The 19,776-nt window shown below is 70.5% G+C and carries 17 protein-coding genes and 3 pseudogenes; 8 read left to right on the plus strand and 12 right to left on the minus strand.

All coding sequences use genetic code 11. The features are described from left to right. Nucleotides 1-252: 252 nt before the first annotated feature. The 7 genes and pseudogenes from OHA25_RS37135 to OHA25_RS37165 all read right to left on the minus strand — a co-directional run. Nucleotides 253-1,536: pseudogene (locus OHA25_RS37135) on the minus strand (glycosyl hydrolase); the annotation flags it as partial. Next, nucleotides 1,431-3,218: a right-handed parallel beta-helix repeat-containing protein gene (locus OHA25_RS37140; protein ID WP_327581587.1), complete on the minus strand. Its 1,788-nt coding sequence runs from the start codon at nucleotides 3,216-3,218 to the stop codon at nucleotides 1,431-1,433. The pseudogene OHA25_RS37135 and the gene OHA25_RS37140, both read right to left, overlap by 106 nt. Then, nucleotides 3,215-3,973: a hypothetical protein gene (locus OHA25_RS37145; protein WP_327581588.1), complete on the minus strand. Its 759-nt coding sequence runs from the start codon at nucleotides 3,971-3,973 to the stop codon at nucleotides 3,215-3,217. The genes OHA25_RS37140 and OHA25_RS37145 overlap by 4 nt, the downstream gene beginning before the upstream one ends. An 8-nt stretch (nucleotides 3,974-3,981) precedes the next feature. Further along, nucleotides 3,982-5,886 carry a hypothetical protein gene (locus OHA25_RS37150; RefSeq protein ID WP_327581589.1) on the minus strand — a complete coding sequence of 635 codons (1,905 nt, stop codon included), beginning with the start codon at nucleotides 5,884-5,886 and terminating at the stop codon, nucleotides 3,982-3,984. Between the two features lies 1 nt (nucleotide 5,887). After that, nucleotides 5,888-6,694, minus strand: a complete 807-nt coding sequence (locus OHA25_RS37155) for a carbohydrate ABC transporter permease (protein WP_327581590.1) — start codon at nucleotides 6,692-6,694, stop codon at nucleotides 5,888-5,890. After that, the gene (locus OHA25_RS37160) at nucleotides 6,691-7,611 is read right to left on the minus strand and encodes a carbohydrate ABC transporter permease (protein ID WP_327581591.1); all 921 of its coding nucleotides are present in this window, start codon (nucleotides 7,609-7,611) and stop codon (nucleotides 6,691-6,693) included. Before OHA25_RS37160 ends, OHA25_RS37155 begins: the two co-directional genes overlap by 4 nt. Before the next feature lie 2 nt (nucleotides 7,612-7,613). Further along, complete coding sequence (locus tag OHA25_RS37165; protein WP_327581592.1) at nucleotides 7,614-8,882, minus strand: ABC transporter substrate-binding protein; 1,269 nt, start codon at nucleotides 8,880-8,882, stop codon at nucleotides 7,614-7,616. 144 nt (nucleotides 8,883-9,026) lie between these two features. Between OHA25_RS37165 and OHA25_RS37170 the strand changes: the two genes are divergently transcribed. Next, complete coding sequence (locus tag OHA25_RS37170) at nucleotides 9,027-10,067, plus strand: FCD domain-containing protein (protein ID WP_327581593.1); 1,041 nt, start codon at nucleotides 9,027-9,029, stop codon at nucleotides 10,065-10,067. Here OHA25_RS37170 and OHA25_RS37175 read toward each other — a convergent pair. From OHA25_RS37175 to OHA25_RS37180, 3 genes and pseudogenes are all read right to left on the minus strand, one after another. Then, complete coding sequence (locus tag OHA25_RS37175; RefSeq protein ID WP_442941934.1) at nucleotides 10,051-10,527, minus strand: glycoside hydrolase family 95-like protein; 477 nt, start codon at nucleotides 10,525-10,527, stop codon at nucleotides 10,051-10,053. The two genes, OHA25_RS37170 and OHA25_RS37175, sit on opposite strands and share 17 nt — an antisense overlap. After that, nucleotides 10,488-10,652: pseudogene (locus OHA25_RS61565) on the minus strand (hypothetical protein); the annotation flags it as partial. The pseudogene OHA25_RS61565 and the gene OHA25_RS37175, both read right to left, overlap by 40 nt. Further along, a pseudogene (locus tag OHA25_RS37180) lies at nucleotides 10,574-11,047 on the minus strand (glycosyl hydrolase family 95 catalytic domain-containing protein); the annotation flags it as partial. The pseudogenes OHA25_RS61565 and OHA25_RS37180, both read right to left, overlap by 79 nt. A gap of 302 nt (nucleotides 11,048-11,349) precedes the next feature. Between OHA25_RS37180 and OHA25_RS37185 the strand changes: the two are divergent. The 5 genes from OHA25_RS37185 to OHA25_RS37205 all read left to right on the plus strand — a co-directional run bounded on the left by OHA25_RS37185 (nucleotide 11,350) and on the right by OHA25_RS37205 (nucleotide 15,489). Then, a complete protein-coding gene (locus tag OHA25_RS37185) occupies nucleotides 11,350-11,796 on the plus strand; it encodes an amidohydrolase family protein (RefSeq protein ID WP_327581596.1) in 447 nt (148 codons plus the stop codon). An 86-nt stretch (nucleotides 11,797-11,882) separates the two neighbouring features. Next, nucleotides 11,883-12,527, plus strand: coding sequence for an aspartate/glutamate racemase family protein (locus OHA25_RS37190; RefSeq protein ID WP_327581597.1), 645 nt, complete (start codon nucleotides 11,883-11,885; stop codon nucleotides 12,525-12,527). Nucleotides 12,528-12,532: 5 nt separating this feature from the next. Next, complete coding sequence (locus OHA25_RS37195; RefSeq protein WP_327581598.1) at nucleotides 12,533-13,819, plus strand: RuBisCO large subunit C-terminal-like domain-containing protein; 1,287 nt, start codon at nucleotides 12,533-12,535, stop codon at nucleotides 13,817-13,819. Continuing rightward, nucleotides 13,816-15,000 (plus strand): four-carbon acid sugar kinase family protein, encoded by a 1,185-nt coding sequence (locus OHA25_RS37200; RefSeq protein ID WP_327581599.1) that lies wholly within the window; start codon nucleotides 13,816-13,818, stop codon nucleotides 14,998-15,000. The genes OHA25_RS37195 and OHA25_RS37200 overlap by 4 nt, the downstream gene beginning before the upstream one ends. A 276-nt stretch (nucleotides 15,001-15,276) precedes the next feature. Then, nucleotides 15,277-15,489: a hypothetical protein gene (locus OHA25_RS37205; RefSeq protein WP_327581600.1), complete on the plus strand. Its 213-nt coding sequence runs from the start codon at nucleotides 15,277-15,279 to the stop codon at nucleotides 15,487-15,489. Nucleotides 15,490-15,866: 377 nt separating this feature from the next. Here the strand turns inward: OHA25_RS37205 and OHA25_RS37210 are convergent, their stop codons facing one another. Next, nucleotides 15,867-17,132 carry an ArgE/DapE family deacylase gene (locus OHA25_RS37210; protein WP_327581601.1) on the minus strand — a complete coding sequence of 422 codons (1,266 nt, stop codon included), beginning with the start codon at nucleotides 17,130-17,132 and terminating at the stop codon, nucleotides 15,867-15,869. Between the two features lies 1 nt (nucleotide 17,133). Then, the gene (locus tag OHA25_RS37215) at nucleotides 17,134-17,976 is read right to left on the minus strand and encodes an MBL fold metallo-hydrolase (protein ID WP_327581602.1); all 843 of its coding nucleotides are present in this window, start codon (nucleotides 17,974-17,976) and stop codon (nucleotides 17,134-17,136) included. A 118-nt stretch (nucleotides 17,977-18,094) separates the two neighbouring features. On the opposite strand from OHA25_RS37215, the gene OHA25_RS37220 reads away from it, so the two are divergent. Together OHA25_RS37220 and OHA25_RS37225 are read left to right on the plus strand one after the other, a co-directional pair. Next, nucleotides 18,095-19,003 (plus strand): LysR family transcriptional regulator, encoded by a 909-nt coding sequence (locus tag OHA25_RS37220; protein WP_327581603.1) that lies wholly within the window; start codon nucleotides 18,095-18,097, stop codon nucleotides 19,001-19,003. Nucleotides 19,004-19,353: 350 nt separating this feature from the next. Then, the gene (locus tag OHA25_RS37225) at nucleotides 19,354-19,752 is read left to right on the plus strand and encodes a MarR family winged helix-turn-helix transcriptional regulator (RefSeq protein WP_327581604.1); all 399 of its coding nucleotides are present in this window, start codon (nucleotides 19,354-19,356) and stop codon (nucleotides 19,750-19,752) included. Nucleotides 19,753-19,776 lie beyond the last annotated feature (24 nt).

Consider the following 19,776-nt stretch of genomic DNA (forward strand, 5'->3'; position numbering starts at 1 on the left):
GCCAGGTGGGATGGCCGCCGCGTACGCGCCGCCCATCGTCCGCAGCAGCTTCGTCCAGGTCGTGGTATAGGCCCCGCCCTGGTACGCCCCGGCCTCGCAGGACAGCAGCTCGTGCCCGGCCACGTCCCTGCCTCCGGCCAGGCAGCGGTAGTCGTCGAGGTTCTTGAACCCCAGCGACTCGCCCTCGGGGATGTCGAGGATGGCCGCGCTGGCGATCGCGTCCGTCTGCAGCCCGTACGGCTGGGCCCGCAGCCGCAGGCCCAGCGAGTGCGCCCAGTCGCGCAGCGCGGTCACGTGGTGCTCGTTGAACAGCTCCGAGACCGTGTCCCAGTAGTCCTTGCGTACGTGCCTGGTCAGCACGGGCTCGAAGGTGAAGACCGGGTCCTCGTCGCGCAGCAGGACGACCGGCAGGTAAGGCGTCAGGTCGTAGCCCCTGCGCCTGCGGAACTCCGCGGGCAGGGCGGGCGTCCACTGCAGCGCGTCGGTCTCCAGCTCGATGGAGTCCTCGAACAGCGCGCCGCCCGAGCGCCGCAGCAACCTGCGTATCGAAGGGGTGAGCAGGCGCGACTCCCAGAAGTCGACCACCGCCTGGGTTCCGGCCCTGCTGAAGTGATCGACCACGTACGACTCGGGCGCGGTGTGCGGCCCGGATTCGGGCCGCTGTCCCGAGCCTCGTTCCCAGCAGGCGATCAGCACCCACTCGCCCTCGCCCGGCGCGGTCCAGGTCACCGTGCCGCCCGTGACGGGCACCTCGGTGACGGAGGCGGCCTCGAGCCCGGTCTCCTCGCGGGTGGACAGGGCCGGGTCGATCCTGGCGGCCAGAACGATCACGAGCTTCGCCGTGGCACTGGTGAGAGGAGGCGGCATCGGCCCGGAGTAGGTGGCGCCCGCGGCTGGAGGTGGCGGCACAGGCCCGGCGTACGTGGCGCCCCCGGCGACGGTGACCGTCCCGTGGGCGAGCTCCTTGGCGGCTCCCTCGCTGTCGGGCGTGATCGTCGGAACGGCCGCCGGCCAGGAGGGGCCGATCGTGAGGTCGATCGCGATGCCGCGCCGCGCCGCCTGGTCGAGCGCCGCCTCGACCGCCTCGACCCAGGCGGAGGTGCCCCAGCCGCGGGCGGCCGGGTCGAGCACGGACTTGTCGCGGATGCTGTGGTGCGCCGCGGCGATCTCCGCGCCGCCGAACCCGGCGTCCGCGATCTGGTCCACCTCGCGCCGGATCTCCGCGGGGTCGACCTGCGCGTCCGGCCACCACCAGCGCACCATCGGCCGGGCGGCGGTGCCCGGCCTGGCGAACCAGGACCCGGGTGCGGCGGATGCGGGCGAGGCGGACCTGGGCGAAGCAGACCCGGGTGTGGCGGATGCGGGCGCGGCGGACAGGGCCAGCGGGGAGACCGCCGCCGCGGCCAGGAAGCCGCGGCGGGTCAGGCCGTTCACGGGATCGGGTAGGGGAAGGCGGCGGTCACGCCGATCTTGTCGTACTCCATCTTCGAGGCGTCGAAGCCGGCCTGCCAGTTGCCGTTCTTGACCTCGTTGCACTGGTAGGCCTGGTACTTGTCGTCACTGACCTGCCCCACCTCGACGTTCTCGATCGAGAAGCCGCAGCCACCGGCGTCCATGTGCACGCCGCGGGTGCCGCTGTCGGGCATCTTCCCGGCTGGGTCGTTGAGCACGTCGCCGATCACCATCTGCGAGACGAAGTTGTCGATCGGATGCGGCTCGGTGTTGTGCACGCCGTAGGTGTAGAACGCGCCCATGTCGCCGCTGTCCAGCCCTGCCTCCTCGATGCGGATGTAGGAGAAGCGGTTGTTGCGCGCGTAGTTGTCCTCGTTCTTGACCTCGGGCCGGACCTCCAGGCTGATGCCGTACCGGGCGCTGTGCTTGACGACGACGTTGCTGACGGTGTTGTTGCCGGTGTTCATCAGCTCGATGCCGGAGGCGTCGCCGGGGACGAGCTCGCCCACGTGGGAGATGTAGGTGTTGGAAATCATGTGATGTCCGGTGATGTCGCCTTCGCCGGGGTAGCCGCCCTCCACCTTGATGCCGTCGCCGCCGAGGTTGACCAGCAGGCTGTCGGTCACCTTGATCCGCTGATTGGCGAAGAGCAGGAAGATGCCGGTGAAACCGGAGTCGGAGATGTTCAGGCGGGTGAGGTCGACGTCGCGGGAGTTCGTCACCGTGATCATGCCGAAGCGGTTGCGCGGCATCTCGATCTGCCGGTCGTACACCGGATACTTGTGCGGGTAGCCCGAGTCGCCCGCGGCGTTCCAGCCGTAGCGATACCAGTCGACGAAGTCGGAATACTGCAGCGCCAGCCCGTCGAGCGCCACGTCGTGCACCCCGTCCAGCGAGAAGATCGTCTTGACGGTCGGCGCCATCACCTTGTCGATCGAGCCGCGCGGCCAGTAGTAGACCTCGCCGCCGGCGAAGTCGAAGTAGTACTCACCCGGCTGGTCCAGGAAGCGCAGCGTGTTCTGCAGGAAGTAGCGTGAGCCGCTGCGGCTGTTGACCAGGTGGAAGCGGGCGTCGTAGCTCAGGGTGAAGAAGTTCTTGCGGAAGTCGGCGCCGCCTAGCGGCACGGTGTCGGTGAACCAGCTCCACGACCCGCCCGACCAGACGACCATCTGGGCGTTCTTGTCGAAGTCGGGGTCCCACTCCTTCGGCACGTCCTTGGGGTCGAAGAAGAGCCAGTTGTGCACCGCCTGATACTCCGCCTCCGGCAGCACCGAGAACAGGTAGGGCGACCAGAGGTCGTCGCTGGTGCGGTTGGGGTAGCGGGCGGTGGTGGCGCGCTTGCCGTCCTCGAAGAGCGTGTAGGAGGTCCGGTCGATCTTGGTCTTGTAGACGTTCTCGTCGTGCTTCTGCCAGCCGGTCAGCGGCCTGGCCCCGAGGAAACGGGCCTTGCCCGGCCCGTCGGCGCTCCGGTAGATGATCTTGTGGCCGTTCTCGCCCGAGTCGGCCGCGCCGAACGCGATCGTCTTGTCGACGACGTAGTCGCCGCCCTTGACGTTGACCACGATGTCGCACTTCTGCTGGCGCTTGAGGACGCGGATCGCGTCGCGGGCCTGCTCGATGGACTTCCACGGGCGCCGCGCGCTGCCGTCGCCCCGGCCGTCGGCCGACGGGGAGACGTAGTAGTCGCACTGCGCCATGGTGGCCGACGCCGGTGCGGTCAGCGCGGCCAGCAATAAGACGACCGCGGTCAAGCCCTTGATGATCACTGTGTTTCCTTCCACCGCTCGTACTCGGCGCGGGTCTCGGGGGTGAGGGGGTAGTAGTCCGACAGGGCTCCGCCGTCCTCGATGCGGGCGCGGCTGTAGCGCTCCCACTGCTCGTGCTCGGCCGCGGCGGCCAGCACCGATTCGGCGCGGCGGAGCGGGACGACGACGGCGCCGTCGTCGTCGGCGACGACCAGGTCGCCGGGAAGCGCCAGCGCCCCGCCGACGGCCACGGGCACGTCGTACGCCCAGGGGAACAGCTCGGCCTGGGAGGCGTAGTGCGGGGTCGAGCCGGTGCACCAGATCGGCACGTCCAGCCCGGATACCCGCGGCTCGTCCCGGATCCGGCCGTCCACGACGATGCCCGCCCCGCCCTTGCGTTTGAAGTAGCGCACCAGCATGTCGCCGAAGCAGCCCGTGCGGGCGCTGCCGTACGCCTGGACCACCAGCACGTCGCCGGGCCTGATGTCCTCCAGGACCGCCCAGAGCGCGGTGTGCCGCTCCACGTACTCCTGGCCGAGACCGGAGGCGACGTCCTCGCGCTGCGGCATGAACTGCAGCGTCCGGACCCGGCCGGCGACCTTCTGCCCGCGCGTCAGCGGCCGCGGGCCCTCGACGAAGGTGCGCCGGATTCCCTGGGCGTGCAGCTTGGCGCAGGCGGTGGCCGAACTGATCCGGGCCAGCCCGGTTACGAGGGCGGGATCGGGTTCTGCGGGCAGCTGCCCGCGAACGGGAAGATCCCAGATGGCCTCGTCCATGTGACTCCTCAGTAGTGCTGGTGCGACGGCGTGCGGGCGCGCGCGGTCGTGTGCAGGTCGAGCCGGATGCGGCGGCCGGGCGGCAGCTCGACGAGGAGCCGCGGCCCGGCCACGAGCACCTCGCGCTCGGCCTGGGCGATGGGGGGTGCGGTGTAGGCGCGGGGGTCGCCGGGGTAGTCGGAGGCGGCCTGCGTCACCACCGCGCGGTCGATCCGGTCCTCGGCGAACGCGCCCGCCTGCACCACGACCTTGCGTGTACGGCCCAGCCCCAGGTTGACCAGCTCGACGCGGACGTGACCCGGCTCGACGACGTCGACCAGCGCGGCCACATCCGGCGGGAGCCCGGGGCGGCGGCGCTCGGCGTCGAAGTAGGCCAGCCGCGCCGGCAGCAGCCCGCCGTTGTAGAGGACCTGCGGCGTCCCGGTCACCAGCTGCAGCAGCGCCTCGGTGACCACCGGGTTGAGCCGCTGCCAGTGGTGCACGTGGATCGTGGCGAGGTCGGCGTCGTCGGCCTCGATGAGCGCCATCCGCCGCTGCACCTGGCTGAGCGCTGCGCTGAGCATGGCCTCGGGGAAGCCGGGGTTGGCGCCGCGCAGGAACTCCAGCCACGGCGCCTCGTGCCCGGCCTCCTCCTTGTTGCGGAAGTCGCGCACGGTGCCCCAGTCGTAGCCGGAGGCGGCGCGCAGCCGGTCGAGCCGGGCGGCGTCCTGCTCCGAGCGGGTCATGTGCCACAGCCACACCGGCAGGCCGAGCTGCGGCGGCTGGAAGTCGAACCAGCCGGAGTCGTCGCGCCGGTTCGGCACCAGCATCGTCGGCTTCCCGGCCTCCTCGCCCAGCTCGGCCAGCCACCGGTCGCTGATGCTCATCTCCGTGCCGGTCACGCTGCCCTGGATCGCCTCGGCGTACACGGTCTCCAAGGGATCGCGGCCGATCGCGACCGCGGCCGGGTCACCGGTCAGCAGGTGAGCGTTCACAGCGGCGATCGCGGCGGCGGCGCCCACGCTGTAGAGGCCGTGCGGCCACTGCCAGCCGTAGGTGCCGCCGTACCAGCGGCCGCCGTGCAGCTCGCCCACTTCGCCGGACGGGCCGACGTTGTCGGGGATGACCCCGCCGTTGGCGGCGGCCCGCCGCTGCCAGGCGTCGATGTAGCGCAGCGCCCAGTCGCGGTAGAGGTCGTCGCCGTCGTACAGCCAGGCGTTGACGGCCAGGCTGGTGGCGGCCAGGTTGATCGCCACGTCGCCGCGGCCGAGCCGCTCGCTCATCGCCGCGCCCATGCGGGCGGCGTTGCGGGGGTCGCCCAGGTCCTCCCAGGCCGCGATGCCCGGCAGGTCGCGTAACGGCAGGCCGTAGATCCGCATGCTGGTCAGGTCGGTGTGGTAGGAGGCCCACTCCCACTGCAGGCCGTAGCGGGGGCCGGCCGCGCCGTTGTGCGGGGCGCGGATGAGGTCGTGCTCGGCGTCGTAGTTCGCCGAGCCCGGCAGGTAGAGGCCGGCGAAGCGGCGGGCCCGCTCGCGGAAGAACTCGTCGCGCGGGTCGGCCGCGCAGATGCCGTAGAACAGCAGCATCGACTCGCCCTGGTGGAACCAGTCGTAGCCGCGCTCGTACTCGTCGACCAGGTAGCCCAGCTCGGTGAGCTGCGCGGTCACGCCCTCCCAGTGGTGCTTGGCGGCGTCGAGCAGGTCGTCGGCCCCGCCGAGCTGGTAGAGCGTCGGCCAGTTGAAGAAGGCCTCGTAGAAGTCGTCGGCGCCGTCGCGGTCGGCGGCGGGACCGTGGTAGGTGAGCCGCCCGTCGGGCTCGCAGTAGCGGGTCTCGAAGGCCCGCCAGGCCTCGTCCAGGACGTCGAACAGCCGGCGCTCGAGCACCGCCCACGCGGGCGGCGTCCCGAGCGGGACGGTCGCGGTGAGTCGCAGCATGTCATCCCTTCGTGGCCCCGGCGGTGAGGCCGCTGATGATGTGCCGTTGCATGAAGACGAAGAAGACCAGCAGCGGGGCGATGGCCAGCAGCAGCGTCGGGAAGACCACCGTGTAGTCCGTGGCGTACTGGCTGACCGCGGCGTAGACGCCGGTGGTCACCGTGTAGAGGCCGCTGCCGGGGCCCAGGATGATCTGCGGGTTCACGAAGTCGTTCCACACCGAGAAGGTGTTGAGGATGACCATCGTGGCGACGGCGGGCTTCATCAGCGGGAACACGATCCGCCAGAAGGTCCGCAGCCGTCCCGCGCCGTCCACCGCGGCCGCCTGGTCGAGCACGGCCGGGATCGTGGCGATGTACCCGGCGTAGAGGAAGATGGAGAAGGGAAGGGTGAGCGTGGTCTCGAACAGCACGAACCCGCGGATCGTGCCCATCAGCCCGAGCGTCTTGAGCACGTAGACGACCGGGATGACCAGTACCTGCCCGGGGATGAACGTCCCGGCCAGGAAGAACAGCATGAGCACGCGAAAACGGCGCTTGGGGCTGCGCGCGATCACGTACGCCGCCGGCGCGGCCAGCACCACCGACAGCACGTTGACCGCCACCACGAACAGCAGCGTCACCGCGTAGCCCTTGACCACGTTGAACTGCGGGTTGGTCAGCGCCCGCCCGAGCGGCTCCAGCGTGAGCGGCCCCAGGCCGAACGGGTCGGCCAGGATGTCCTGCTGCCCCTTGAAGGCGTTGACCGTCAGCACGTAGAGCGGGATGACCATGAACGCCGTGGTCAGCCAGAGGAAGCCCTTTCTCACTGGTCCACCGCCTGCTTGCGCAGCCTGGTCACGACGTAGGCGAGGGCCGCCGTCACCACCATGAGGATCACCGACTGCGCCGAGCCGAAGCCCAGGCGGCTGTCGTGGAAGGAGTTCCACAGGATCAGGTACGCCACGGTCTGGGTCTGGCCCGCCGGGCCGCCCGCGGTCAGCGACACCACCAGGTCGTACGTCTTGAGCAGCGTCACCAGCGACAGCACGATGTTCACCGTCACCGACGGGCCCAGCGCGGGCAGCGTCACGTGCCGGAACACCTGCCACCGCGTCGCACCGTCGATCCGCGCCGCCTCCACGAGCGAGTGCGGCACCGCCTGCAGCCCCGCCAAATACAGCACCACGTTGACGCCGAACCCCGCCCACACCAGGACCGCGATCATGGTCACCGTGGCCCACGCCGGGTCGGACAGGAACGGCAGCACCTGCCCGCCCCCCCTCGTGACCATGCTGTTGACCGCGCCGGTGGTGCCGAGGATCGCCGACCACAGGAAGCCGACCACCAGCGCGCTCAGCACGTGCGGGTAGAACAGCACGATCCTGAAGAAGGTGTTCAGCCGCGACGCGCCGTTCACCAGCAGCGCGAACCCGAGACCGAGCAGGTTCAGCCCGGCCGTGCCCGCCGCGGCGACCAGCAGCGTCACCAGGGCGGCGCGGCCGAGGTCAGGGTCGTCGAGCAGCTCGGCGTAGTTGGCGGCGCCGACGAAGGCGGGGCTGGCGCTGAACCCGTCCCAGTCGGTCAAGCTCAAGTAGAGGGCGAGACCGACCGGGACGATCAGCATGACGGTGTAGAGCACGGTGGCCGGCGCCACCATGATCGACGCGGCCAGCCACTCGCGGGTCCGCGGCCCGGCCGGTGCGGCCTGCCTGGCGGCCACGACGGGCGGTGCCTCGCTGGTCAACGTCATGATCGTCCGGCCAGCCAGCGGTCCACGCCCGCGGCCACGTCCTTGGGCGACTTGCCGACGTACAGCCCCTGGACCTCGGTGTTCCACGCGGCGTTGAACCCCTTGGGCAGGGTGGCGTCGCCGTACCCCTCGCCCTGCGCGACCCCGGCGGGCGCCTTGTCGAGGATCTCCTGGACCTGCTGCTCCAGCGGGGTGAAGTCACGCTGCACGCCGGTGCGGAAGTTGCCGTCCTGCTGCAGCTGGCTCTTGACCGCCGCCGGGTCGGTGACCAGCCACTGCACCAGCTTGAGCGCCGCCGCCTGCTGCTTGCTCGACTTCATGACCATGTACGGCGCCGCGAGCGTGGCACCCTGCGGGCCGGGGTAGGCCTGGCCCTCGTTCACCGGGGCGGGGAAGACGCCGACCTCGAAGTCCTTCTTGGCCTTGGCCTCGGAGGCGGTGAACCAGCTTCCCATGACGTACATGGCCGATTTGCCGGACAGGAACGCGGTCTCGGCGTCGGCGTACTTCATGCCGAGCGCGTTCTTGTCCACATAGCCCTTGTCGATCCAGGTCTTGTAGCGCTCGAGGTACGGCAGGAGCGACTCGCCCGCCTTGAGCTTGCCGGCGGAGACGTCCTGCTGCCAGGACGGGTGCAGTTGCGCGCGGGAGGGGTTGGACAGCTGCAGCAGCTGCAGCCCCGTCAGGAAGTCGCCGCCCGTCTGCAGCGGCAGGAAGCCCGCGTCCTTCAGCTTGGCCATCGCCGCGTCGAACTCCTCGAACGTGGTCGGCGGCGCGCTGATCTTCGCCTTCTCGAAGGTGCTCTTGTTGTAGAAGACCAGCGACTGCGCCTGCACGCCGACACCGACCGCGTAGATCTTGCCGCCGAGCTTGGCCTGGTCGGCCAGCGGAGTCTGCGCGGCCCACGGCTGGCCGGTCAGGTCGAGCACCTGCGCGGCCAGCTTCTGGTCCGGCATCAGCGTCTCCACCACGTCGGGCGGGTTGCCCGCGGCCAGCTGCTGGGGGAGCGTGTCGGCCACGCCCTTGCCGGTGGGTGCCTCGATCTTGACGTCGATGCCCGGGTTGGCCTGCTCGAACGGCTTCACCAGGCCTTCCCAGTAGGCCTGGGTGAGGTTGGGGGAGATGTTGATGAGCATGCGGACGGTGGCCGTGCCGCCCGGGGACTGGCTCTGGCCCTGGCCGCCGTCGGAGAATCCGCCTCCGCCGCATCCGCTGAGGACGAGGACGGACAGCAGCGCGAGGGATGAGGGGTGGGGGGTTCGCATCGCACCTCCAGGAGGCGACCCTCAGGTCGTACTCGATTAGCGATTATTTAATATGATGGTCACATACCCTGGTCAAGAGCCTATTCCATGTGATAAATACGTATCGAGCGGATTGCTGAGTCGTAAATACGTGAGGATCGCGACATGATGCTGACCGCTGAGGAAACCAACGCGTTGCGTGCCTGGGCCCGCGAGGGCGGCGGCCGGAGCCTGCGCAGCCGCATCGTGCTGGCCTGCGCCGAGGGCCTGTCGCGCAAGGAGATCGCCGAGCGCCTGGACGTGAGCCCGGCGACGGTCGCCAAGTGGTGCGCGCGGTTCGTCGAGCGCGGCCTCGACGGGCTGTCCGACGCGCCGCGCCCGGGCCGCCCGCGCAGCGCCGAGCGGCAGGAGGCCGAGCGGGTGATCGCCGCGGCCGCCGGGCGCGTCGCCGTGCCGTCCACCCGGACCATGGCCAGGCAGCTTGGGCTGTCGCAGTCGACGGTCGCGCGCCTGCGGCAGGAGCACCGGGTCGCCCCGCCCGTGCCCGCCCAGCCGGTCGCCCGCGAGCTGCTCTCCGACCGCGTCTACGCGCAGTTGCGCGGCTGGATCGTCGCCGGCGAGCTGACCGCTGGGCAGCGGCTGGTGGAGGCCGAGGTGGCCCGCCGGGCCGGCACCAGCCAGGCGCCCGCCAGGGAGGCGATCAAGCGGCTGGCGCACGAGGGCCTGGTCGTCTCCTACCCGAACCGGGGCAGCTACGTCGCGGAGATCTCCGACGAGCAGGCCCGCGAGGTCCGTGACGTCCGCGTGCTGCTGGAGGAATACGCCGCCCGCGAGGCCGCCACCCGCATCCAGCCCGAGACCCTGCGCCTGCTGGCCGGGGACGTGGACGAGATGCGCGCGGCCGCCGCCGGCGGCGACATCGGCGCCTTCCGCGACGCCGACCTGAGCTTCCACCGGCGGGTCTGCGGCGCGTGCGGCAACTCCTTCCTGCTGCGGCTCTGGCGGACGCTGGAGTCGAGCCTGTGGAACCTGCACGTGGTGAGCAACCCCCTCTACGACGGCGACTGGATGGTGATGGCCGGCCATCACGATGTGCTGGTGGAGGCCCTGGCGGCGGGCGACCCCGACGAGGCCGCCCGCCTGTTCGCCGCCCACGCCCGGGGCGAGGCCTCCCGCACCCCCCTGAACGTCAGGAGGCCGGCGTGAGGTCGTAGACGGCGCCCTGGCGGGTTTCCACGACGATCACGCCGGGCTCCGGCCTGGAGCCCGGCACCGGCCTGCCGTGCGCGGTGACCGTGACCGGGGAGGCGGTCCGCAGCGTGAGCGTCCCGCCCAGCGGCGAACGGACGCGCCCGCCGGTGAGCGCGCCGCCCGCCCACGACAGGTCGACCTCGAAGCCGCCGCGGGCGCGCAACCCGCGGAAGGACCCCTCCGGCCAGGCGGCGGGAAGCGCGGGCAGCAGGTGCACCTCGGACGCGTGGCTCTGCAGCAGCATCTCCGTGATCCCCGACACCCCGCCGAAGTTACCGTCGATCTGGAACGGCGGGTGCAGGTCGAACATGTCGGCGCCGACCGGGCGGGCACGAGCAGGTTCGACAGCCGCTTGTACGCCTCGGCGGGCTCCAGCAGCCGCGCCCAGAAGTTGATCTTCCAGGCGAGCGACCACCCGGCGGCGCGTCCCGCGCCCGGGCCACCCGCGGGTCCGGGTCCAGTCCGAGGACGGCGGCGGCCGAGGCGTAGGCGCCGAACAGGTCGCGCAGGATCTGCATGTCCATCGTCGGGCCGGCGCAGATGCTGACGTTCTCCCCGCCGTCCTCGTGGTGGCCCACCTCCGGCGAGTGCGACGGGTTCGTCACCAGGTAGCCGGTCTTCGGGTCGGTCTGCAGCGTGTCGAGGAAGAACTCCACCGACCCGGCGATGAGCGGGAAGTGCTCGCGCAGCCGCTTCTCGTCGCCGGTGTAGAGGTAGTGCTCCCACAGCACCTCGTTCTGCACGGTGCCGAACGCCGTGCGGAACATGGCGATGACCTGGATCTCCCACTTCGGCGTACCGTCCCGCGTCTTCTCCTGCTCTCGGGGCGCGTCCTTGATCGGGTTGAACTTGGTCTTCGGCTCGCACGACAAAAAGGCCACACCTGCGAAGGTCGTACCAGAGGACGAGAGGGGAAGGGCCGGCGGTGGCGGCATTGGCGGTGCCGTTGACCAGCATGGATCCGGCGGTGGCCGCTAAGCCGGTGGCGAGGACGCCTTGGCGGGTGATCCCTTCGGACACGGATACTCCTATCGTTACTCGACATGACTCGCATCGACGCGCACCACCACGTCTGGGACGTTTCCGCCTGATCGCACGGCTGGCTCGAACCGGAGCCGATGGCCCCGATCCGCCGCACGTTCACCCTGGAGGACCTGGCCGGGCCCGCCGCCGCGGCGGGGGTGAGCCGGACCCGCAGTGGCTCAACCGCGACGACGTACGCCGGGGGCTGGCCGCCGTGGCCGCGGCCGGGCTCGCCTACGACCTGCTCACCCTGCCGCACCAGCTGCCCGCCGCGATCGAGACCGTGCGCGCGCTGCCGGAGCTGACGTTCGTGCTGGACCACCTGTCCAAGCCGCCCATCGCGGCCGGCGAGCTGGAGCCGTGGCGCGCCCGCATGGTCGAACTGGCCACCTACCCGAACGTCTACTGCAAGCTGTCCGGGATGGTGACCGAGGCCGACTGGGCGTTCTGGCAGGTGGCTGATCTGCGGCCGTACGCCGAGGTGGTGCTGGAGGCGTTCGGTCCTGAGCGGGTGATGTTCGGGTCGGACTGGCCGGTCTGCCTGCTGGCCGCCGACTACCTGCAGGTCGTGTCGGCGGCTGACGAGCTCTGCGCGAACCTGTCCGCGGCCGAGCGCGAACAGGTCTTCGGTGGTACGGCTGAGCGGGCCTACCGGCTCTGAGTTTCCGGCAGATTGCACAAGCCGCACACTATCCGGATGATCCGAAGTTTCCTAGACTTCATCCGATGAAAGGGGAATTTCATCCGATGAAGAAGCTTGGACTACTTCATACCTCCGCCACGCTGGTCCCGGTCTTCGCCGAGCTCTGTGCCCGCCACCTGCCCGGCGTCGAGACGTACAACCTGGTGGACGACAGCCTCATCAAGAACACGATCGCCGAGGGACGCCTGTCCCCGGCCACCGCCCGCCGGGTCGCCGCACACATCGGATCCCTGGAGGCGGCCGGCGCCGGCCACATCCTGGTCACCTGCTCCTCCATCGGCGCCGCCGTCGAGGCGGCCGAGCCGCTGACCGGCGTCCCGGTGCTGCGCGTGGACCGCCCCATGGCCGACCGGGCGGTCGCGCTCGGCCGCCGCATCGGCGTCATCGCGACCCTGGCCACCACCCTCGAACCCACGGCAGACCTGGTACGGCGGCGCGCTCTGGCGGCCGGTCGCGAGATCGACCTGACCGTCGCGGTGTGCGACGGCGCCTTCGAGGCGCTCATGGGTGGCGACCCCGAAGCACACGACGACTCCGTAGCGCGCACCCTCGACCGGCTGGGCGCCGAGGCCGACGTGATCGTGCTGGCCCAGGCGTCGATGGCGCGCGTCCTCGACCGCGTCCCCTCGCCTGTCCCGGTCCTCACCAGCCCGGCGCTGGCGATCGAGCACCTGGCGGGCGCGCTGTGAGGACGGTGGCCACGTATCGGATCCTCACCCGCCTGCCGCTGGAGCGGGCGGCGGCGGCGATCGCGGGCGAGCAGAGCACCGGGACGTTCGTCAGCGTGCCGGGGGAGACCGCGGACCTGCGCGCACGGCACAGCGCCGTCGTGGAGGAGATCACCCCGATCCCCGCGTCCGGCGAGGCCCTCGCCGGGGCTTCCTCCGAGGCCCTGCCCGGCGCCTCCGGCGAGGCTCTTCCGAGCGCCTTCGGTGAGGCTCTTCCGGGTGCCTCCGGGGATGGCCCGCTGACCGCCGGGCTGGTGAAGATCTCCTTCCCGCTGGCCAACACCGGCCCGTCCCTCACGAACCTGCTCCCCGTGATCGCCGGCAACCTCTACGAGCTGCGCGAGCTGGCCGGGCTCAAGCTCGTCGACGTGGACCTGCCCGACGCCTTCGCCGCGGCGTACCAGCCGGCGCAGTTCGCCGTCGAGGGCACCAGACGCCTGGCCGGACGCCCCGACGGCGTGCTCGTCGGCACGATCGTCAAGCCCAATGTCGGACTGCGCCCCGACGACTACACGCGCCTCGTGCGCGAGCTCGGCCTGGCCGGCATCGATTTCATCAAGGACGACGAGGTCAACGCCGACTGCCCGCCCGCGCCCCTGCCCGACCGCGTCCGCGCCGTCACCGCGGCACTCGACGAGGTGGAACGGCTAACCGGGCGGCGCCCGATGTACGCCTTCAACATCAGCGACGAACCCGACCGGATGCTGCGCCACCACGACCTGGTCGCCGACTCCGGCGGCACCTGCGTCATGGTCACCCTCAACATCGTCGGATTCCCGGCCACGGCCATGCTCCGCCGCCACGCCCGTGTCCCCATCCACGCCCACGTCACCGGCATCGGCGCGCTCGCCCGCCACCCCTGGCTCGGCATCGGGCACGTCGCCTACCAGAAACTCGCCCGCCTCACGGGCGTCGACCACCTGCACTGCGGGGGGTTCAGCAGCAAGTTCTACGTCACCGACGACGAGGTGGCCGCCACCGTCGAGGCCGTGCGGACGCCGCTGCTCGGCGGCTTCCCGTGCCTGCCGGTGCTGTCGTCGGCGCAGTGGGCCGGGACGGCGCCGACGACCTGGCAGCGTACCGGCACCACCGACCTGCTGGTCCTGGCCGGCGGCGGCGTGCTCGGACACCCGGACGGCGCGGCGGCGGGAGTGGTCAGCATCCGGCAGGCGTGGGCCGCCACGCTCGCCGGGGTCCCGCTGCGGGAGTCGGGGGAGCCGGAACTGGTCCGCGCCCTGGAGTACTTCGGATGACCCGCTTCGCCTTCGTGGCCGACGACTTCACCGGCGCCACCGACGCCCTGTGGCAATTCCGGCGGTTCGGGCTGACGGGGTCGCTCGTCACGGACGTGGCGTGGATCTCGCCGTCGGACGACGTGGTCGGCATCGCCACCACGGCGCGGGCCGCGGCCGATCCGGTCGCGGTCGCGCTCCCGCTGCTGACGGAGCTGGCTCGGCTGGGGCCGCAGATCCTGCAGTACAAGATCTGCTCCACGTTCGACTCCGCGCCGTCGGTGGGGAGCATCGGCGCCGTCATCGCGGCCGCGCACCGGACCGGCCTGGCCCGGGGTCCCGTCCCGGTCGTGGCGGCGCAGCCCGAGCTCGGGCGGTACACCAGCTTCGCGACGCACTTCGTGCGCGTGGGCGACTCCGTCGAGCGCCTCGACCGCTATCCGCCGATGCGCGACCATCCCGTCACACCGGCCTCCGAGGCCGATCTGCGGGTACGGCTGGCCGAACAGGGGGCCGGTCGCGTGGGCTGGTTGCCGGCGCGGGCGTCCGCGCGGGAGTTCCGGGAGCCGGCCGGATACGCGGCGCTCGTGGCCGACGCGACCACCTCGGCCGACCTGCGGGCGCTCGGCGACCTGCTGCTCGCGGAACTGCGGGACGGACCCCATCTGTGCGTCGGCTCCGGCGGGCTGAGCTACGCCCTGGCCTCCTCCCTGGGCTGCGCTGAACGTCCCGGCAGGCGGCTGGATCCGGTGGCGCCGGTGCTGGTCGTGTCGGGAAGCCGCTCGCCGATCACCCTCCGGCAGATCGAGGTGGCCGAGCGCGCCGGGTGGCGCGTGCTGGACGGGCCGGCGGGGGCGAAGGAGAGCCTGCGCGCGGGACGGCACACGATCGTCCAGACCACGCGCGGGCCCGCTCGTGACCCCGGCGACGTCGGCAAGCTGCTCGGCGCCGTCGCGCGCTCCGCCGTACGGGCCGGGCTCGTCCGGCGGCTGGTCGTGGCGGGCGGGGACACGTCGGGGCAGGTCGTAAGTGCTCTCGGAGCCCGGTCGCTGTCGGTGGTCGCGGAGCTGGCGCCGGGCGGGCCGGTGTGCGTGCTGACCTCCGGGGATCCGGCGTGCGACGGGCTCGAGGTGGCGTTGAAGGGTGGGCAGGTGGGCGGCGACGACTTCCTCCTTCGGGCGGCTGACAGAGAAAGTCCCTGACCTTTACGCTCGGGATGTGCCGCGCTCAACGGCGGATGTCGTACTTGGCCCGGCGCTCGGGTCGCCGCCACCAGGGGCAAAGTAGCTCTACGTAATCGTGGTTCGAGTGGCTCGCAGGATGGAAAGCCAGTTTGAGATGGAGGCAATGTAACTGATTGTTGCGTCTCAGGTTCGCTACGTCGCGATCACGGCTCGGGCATACCCATCGGTAGTCGAGTGGTTACAAACCAGCTTTCTCCTGACCCTCCGTTGGAGATCGGGAGAAAGGGTGCGGGCATGCGACGTGACTGGGAGTTAGAGGACCTGATCGAGTGCTGGACGCTGGATGAGGAGGAGTTCGCGCTGCTGGCGAACAAGTCTGGGGCGACTCGGCTCGGGTTCGGTCTGATGCTGAAGTTCTTCGAGCTGGAAGCGAGGTTCCCTCGCCGGGGTTCCCTCGCCGGGAGGACGTGCCCCGCCGGGCGGTGGAGTTCATGGCGGGGCAGGTGAAGGTCGACGCGCAGCTGTTTGCCGCCTACGACTGGTCCGGCCGGACCATCAAGAACCATCGTGCTCAAATCCGGGAGTTCCAACTCGTCGGCTGCCACGGCTGTCGCTCCCGGCGTCATGATGCTCGTAAGGAGCGCGGTGCGGTCAGCCGGTCCGGAGGTTGCGATCCGCACCGCGTAGCCCGCGCCGCCTGCCGTAGAACTTGGTGAGTCCCACGGTCTCCACCACCGCTGTCATGGCTGCATCTCGCAATCTCCCGTCCTGTGCAGACAGCAGTCATGGTGCTCCGTGAAACCCTCCGCCCGGTATGCCCGACGTCGGATAGTTGCAGGTCCGTTCCTTTCCGGCTCCCGGCAACATGCCCGAGTCGGCGCCGCTCAGCGAACTCCGCAACGTCGCACCGCGAGCAGCGCGAGCGCCCTGGTGGCCTCCCGCAGTTCCCTCAACTCCACCTGTTCTCTGGGCGCGTGCGCGTACCGCACGTCTCCCGGTCCGTAGTGCAGCGAGGGGATCCCTCCCGCGGTGTAGAGCCGTAGGTCGCTCCCGTACGGCGCGGCCGCCTCCACCGGTGTGCCGCCGGTCGTGTCGGCGACGGCCCTGGTCATCTCGTCGAGCAGCGGATGCCCCGCCGGCAGGCGTCCGCTGGCGAACTGACCGCCCGGCCAGGAGACGAGGGGCGGGTTCTCCCGCAGCCAGGGGTGATTGATCGTTTGGACCGCCTCCTCGAAGGCGGAGCGGGCGTCGGCGGGGTCCTCGCCCAGCCGAACGCCCAGCCTGCCCTCGGCGACGAGCAGGTCCGGCACGCTGCTGGACCAGTCACCCGCGCGTACGGTGCCGATCTCGATCGGGTAGGGCATCGGATTGCCGTCGAAGACGGCGGGCGGCCTCGTGTTCCGTGCGGCCTCCAGTTTCCGGATCGCCTCGAAGATCGGCAAGAAGACCTCGACGGCGCTGACGCCCTCGTACCGGGTGGCGCCGTGCGCGGCCCGACCGGCGACCTCGATGCGGAAGGTCAGCGCGCCCGCGTTGGCGGTGATCACCCTGCCGCCGGTGGGCTCGGTGATGATCGCGACCTCGCCGGTATGGCCCCTGGCCAGGGTGCCGAACGCGCCGAGCCCTCCATCCTCCTCACTGACCACGCAGTGCACCGCCAGCGGGCGCGCCGGCCGTACCGACGCTCTCTTCAGGGCCTGGACCACGACAAGATTCGCGATGAGACCGGCTTTCATGTCGCAGGCACCGCGACCGTGCAGGACGTCTCCCGTGATCCTGGGCGTGAACGGGTCGTTGCCCTGCCACTTGGCCGGATCGCCCGTCGGAACCACGTCGACGTGTCCTTGCAGGATCAGGGCCGGCTCACCCTCTCCTTCGGTGACTCCGACCACGCCGTAGCCCTCGACGCGCGGCGCCTCGGTGCCCGGGAAACCCGCCATCTCCTTGAGCGTGCCCAGGTCGAGTTTCCATACGTCGACGTCGAGGTCGGCCTCCGTGAGCAGGCGGGCACACCAGTGCTGAAGCTCGGACTCGGCGTCGGTCCCGGTGACGCTGGGGACCCGCACGGCCTCGGCCAGCAGGCTCACGGTCACGGCATCGTCGATGGCGTCCAGGACCCGGGCTTCCACCGCGCTGATGGGGCGCGCCATCTCAGCTCCTCCCTTGCGGCACGGGCTGCGCGCTCACACCCGGAACGCCGCCGGGCCGGACGAACGGATCGGTCATATGTGAGGTGGCGAGCCACGCATCGCGGGACCGCACCTGATCGAGAAGGGCGAGCCGGGCGGAGCGGGCGGCCTCGGCGTCCTCGTCGAAGAGGTACGCCAGCCGCGGAGCGACCAGCTGGAGCGCGTTGAGCACGGCGTCGCCGGAGAACACCACCGTGTCGTCGCCGGATTCCAGGACCACCGAGGTGTGGCCGGGGGTATGCCCTGGCGTCGGCACCGTGGTGACACCCGGGCCGAGCCGTACCCTCCCGTCGACCAGGTCAAGCTGTCCCATCGAGGCCAGCGGCGCCAGAATCTCGTCACGTATCCGCGGATTCAGTTCCTCGATGATGTCGTGGTCGACTTTGGGGGCCACGTACCGGGCATTCGGGAAGTACGGTCGCCCCCCGACCACCGACCAGCCGACGTGGTCGGTGTGCAGATGGGTGAGCAACACGACGTCCACATCCTCGGGTGTCACCCCCAACGTCGCCAGGTTCTCGGGCAGCCGTCCCGGGGTCGGCGCCCAACCGCTCGCCGGCGCGTCCGCGTCACCGATTCCCGCGTCGATCAGCATCGCGCCGCCCTCGGCGGTACGTATCAGGAACGCGTGGAAGTGCAACCGCCAGCGGCCATCGGGGAGAAGAGCCTCGGGATCCAGCACGGTGGCGGCCGCGAGGTCGGCGACACCGGCCTCCGGGAATGCCGATGAGAGGGGCTCGAAGAACGTGCCGGCGCCGTCACAAAGCGCGTGGACGGAGGTCTCCCCGACCAGGAGGCTCTTCATCGCCTGACTCCCATCTCCAAACCTGCACCGCACCAACCCCGTGACCTGGCATGACTATGGCAGGCATGGTTTTATGAAGTCCAGCTACCTATCCTGCAAAGACTTTTAAGATTCGCTCATGATTGATGTGAAACGGCTGATCCTGTTGCGGGACCTCGCCGAGTACGGCACCGTCACGGCGGTTGCCGAGATCAATCACGTCACTCCGTCCGCGGTGTCCCAGCAATTGCGGGCGCTGGAAGCCGAGTCCGGCGCTGAGCTACTGATCCGGGAAGGCCGCTCGGTCCGGCTCACCGCGGCCGGCATCGCTCTGGCGGCCGAGTGCGAGCATGTACTGATGGCACTGGAACGCGCCCAGAGCACCGTACGGGCGCTCGACGATCAGATCAGCGGCGAGTTCGTCATCGGAAGTTTTCCCAGCGCCCTGAATCGGGTCGTTACCCCGCTCGTCGCCGATCTGCAGAGCCGCCATCCGTTGCTGCGTCTCCGCATCGTCGAAGCCGAACCTGAGGAGAGCCTCCCCCTTCTCAGGCGGCGCGCCCTCGACCTGGCCCTGATCTACAGATACGACCAGCTGGGCACCCCGTTGCCCGGCGGTGTGACAACCCACAAGCTGTTCGACGACCCGCTCGCGCTGGCCGTGCCCGAACGTCTGCGCCCAGTGGCGGAGCGGGACGGAATCGCCGGGGTCCGGGAGAGCCCGTGGATCGCCACGCCCGAGCCCGGCCCAGGCCGCCAGATCCTGCTACACACCTGCCGGAACGCCGGGTTCACCCCCGTTATCGCACACAGCTACCGCGACCTGCACGCGGCGTTGTCCCTGGTCTCGATCGGGCTCGGGGTGACGATCCTGCCTCGCATGCTTTGTGCCAACCCGCCCGAGGGAGCGGCGATCCTCCCCCTCCCTGGAGAGGGCCGCGTCGTCGAGGCGGCCATCCGCTCCGGCACGGACGCGCATCCGCGGGTGGCCGCCGCCCTCTCAGCCCTCGCGGCCCTGCCCGCGGTCAGCGCGGGGGCGGGGACGTGATGACCTTCACCTTCTCGGACGTACCGCGTGAGCCGTGGTGGGCCTCGGTGGAGGCCCCGCAAATGATCGACGCCGGCCGTGGACAGCCGGACAGGCGTAACCCGCCATGACCGGAAATACCTGATCACGCTAGGGTTATGGCTGTTGACGTTGGGCGCGCCCTGAGGGATTCGAACCCCCGACCGTCGGATGAGAAGCAAGATCCTTTAGTGCCATCACGTGCCGTTGAGTGATGGTTTGTGCCGTCTCAGCGCGTTTTACGTGCCAGGCCGTGCCGGGCCCTGACGGCGCATGACGGGGCGTACGAGCACACACCGAGCACGGCGGACACCCTGATGTGGTCATTGCAGGTGGCGCCACACATTGAATTCAGCACCGCACCCGAGCGCACGTTGCGGATGAGCGTGCTCGCCGCCTTCGCCGAGGGCTCACTGGCCCGGCTGTCACAGGTCGTCGCCCGACTGGAGAAACGCGGCTGGGTGCGCCGCACACCCGACCCCGCCGACGGGCGCTTCACCCTGGCCATCCTCACCGACGCCGGCATGGACAAGGTCGTCGCCACCGCGCCCGGATACGTCGCCGAAGTCCGCCGACTGGTGTTCGACGCCCTCACCAAGGCGCAGCAGCGCCAGCTACGCGACAGCAGCCGCCGCATCCTGCGCGCCATCGACCCCAACGACCCCTGCCTCGACGGGCTGCCGTTCGACACCGCCTCCCCCGCGACCGCACACCCCACACCCGACCAATGACAATGCCGCCTGGCTGGCACCGCG

The organism is Nonomuraea sp. NBC_00507 (assembly GCF_036013525.1).
In the GTDB taxonomy this organism is placed as follows: domain Bacteria; phylum Actinomycetota; class Actinomycetes; order Streptosporangiales; family Streptosporangiaceae; genus Nonomuraea.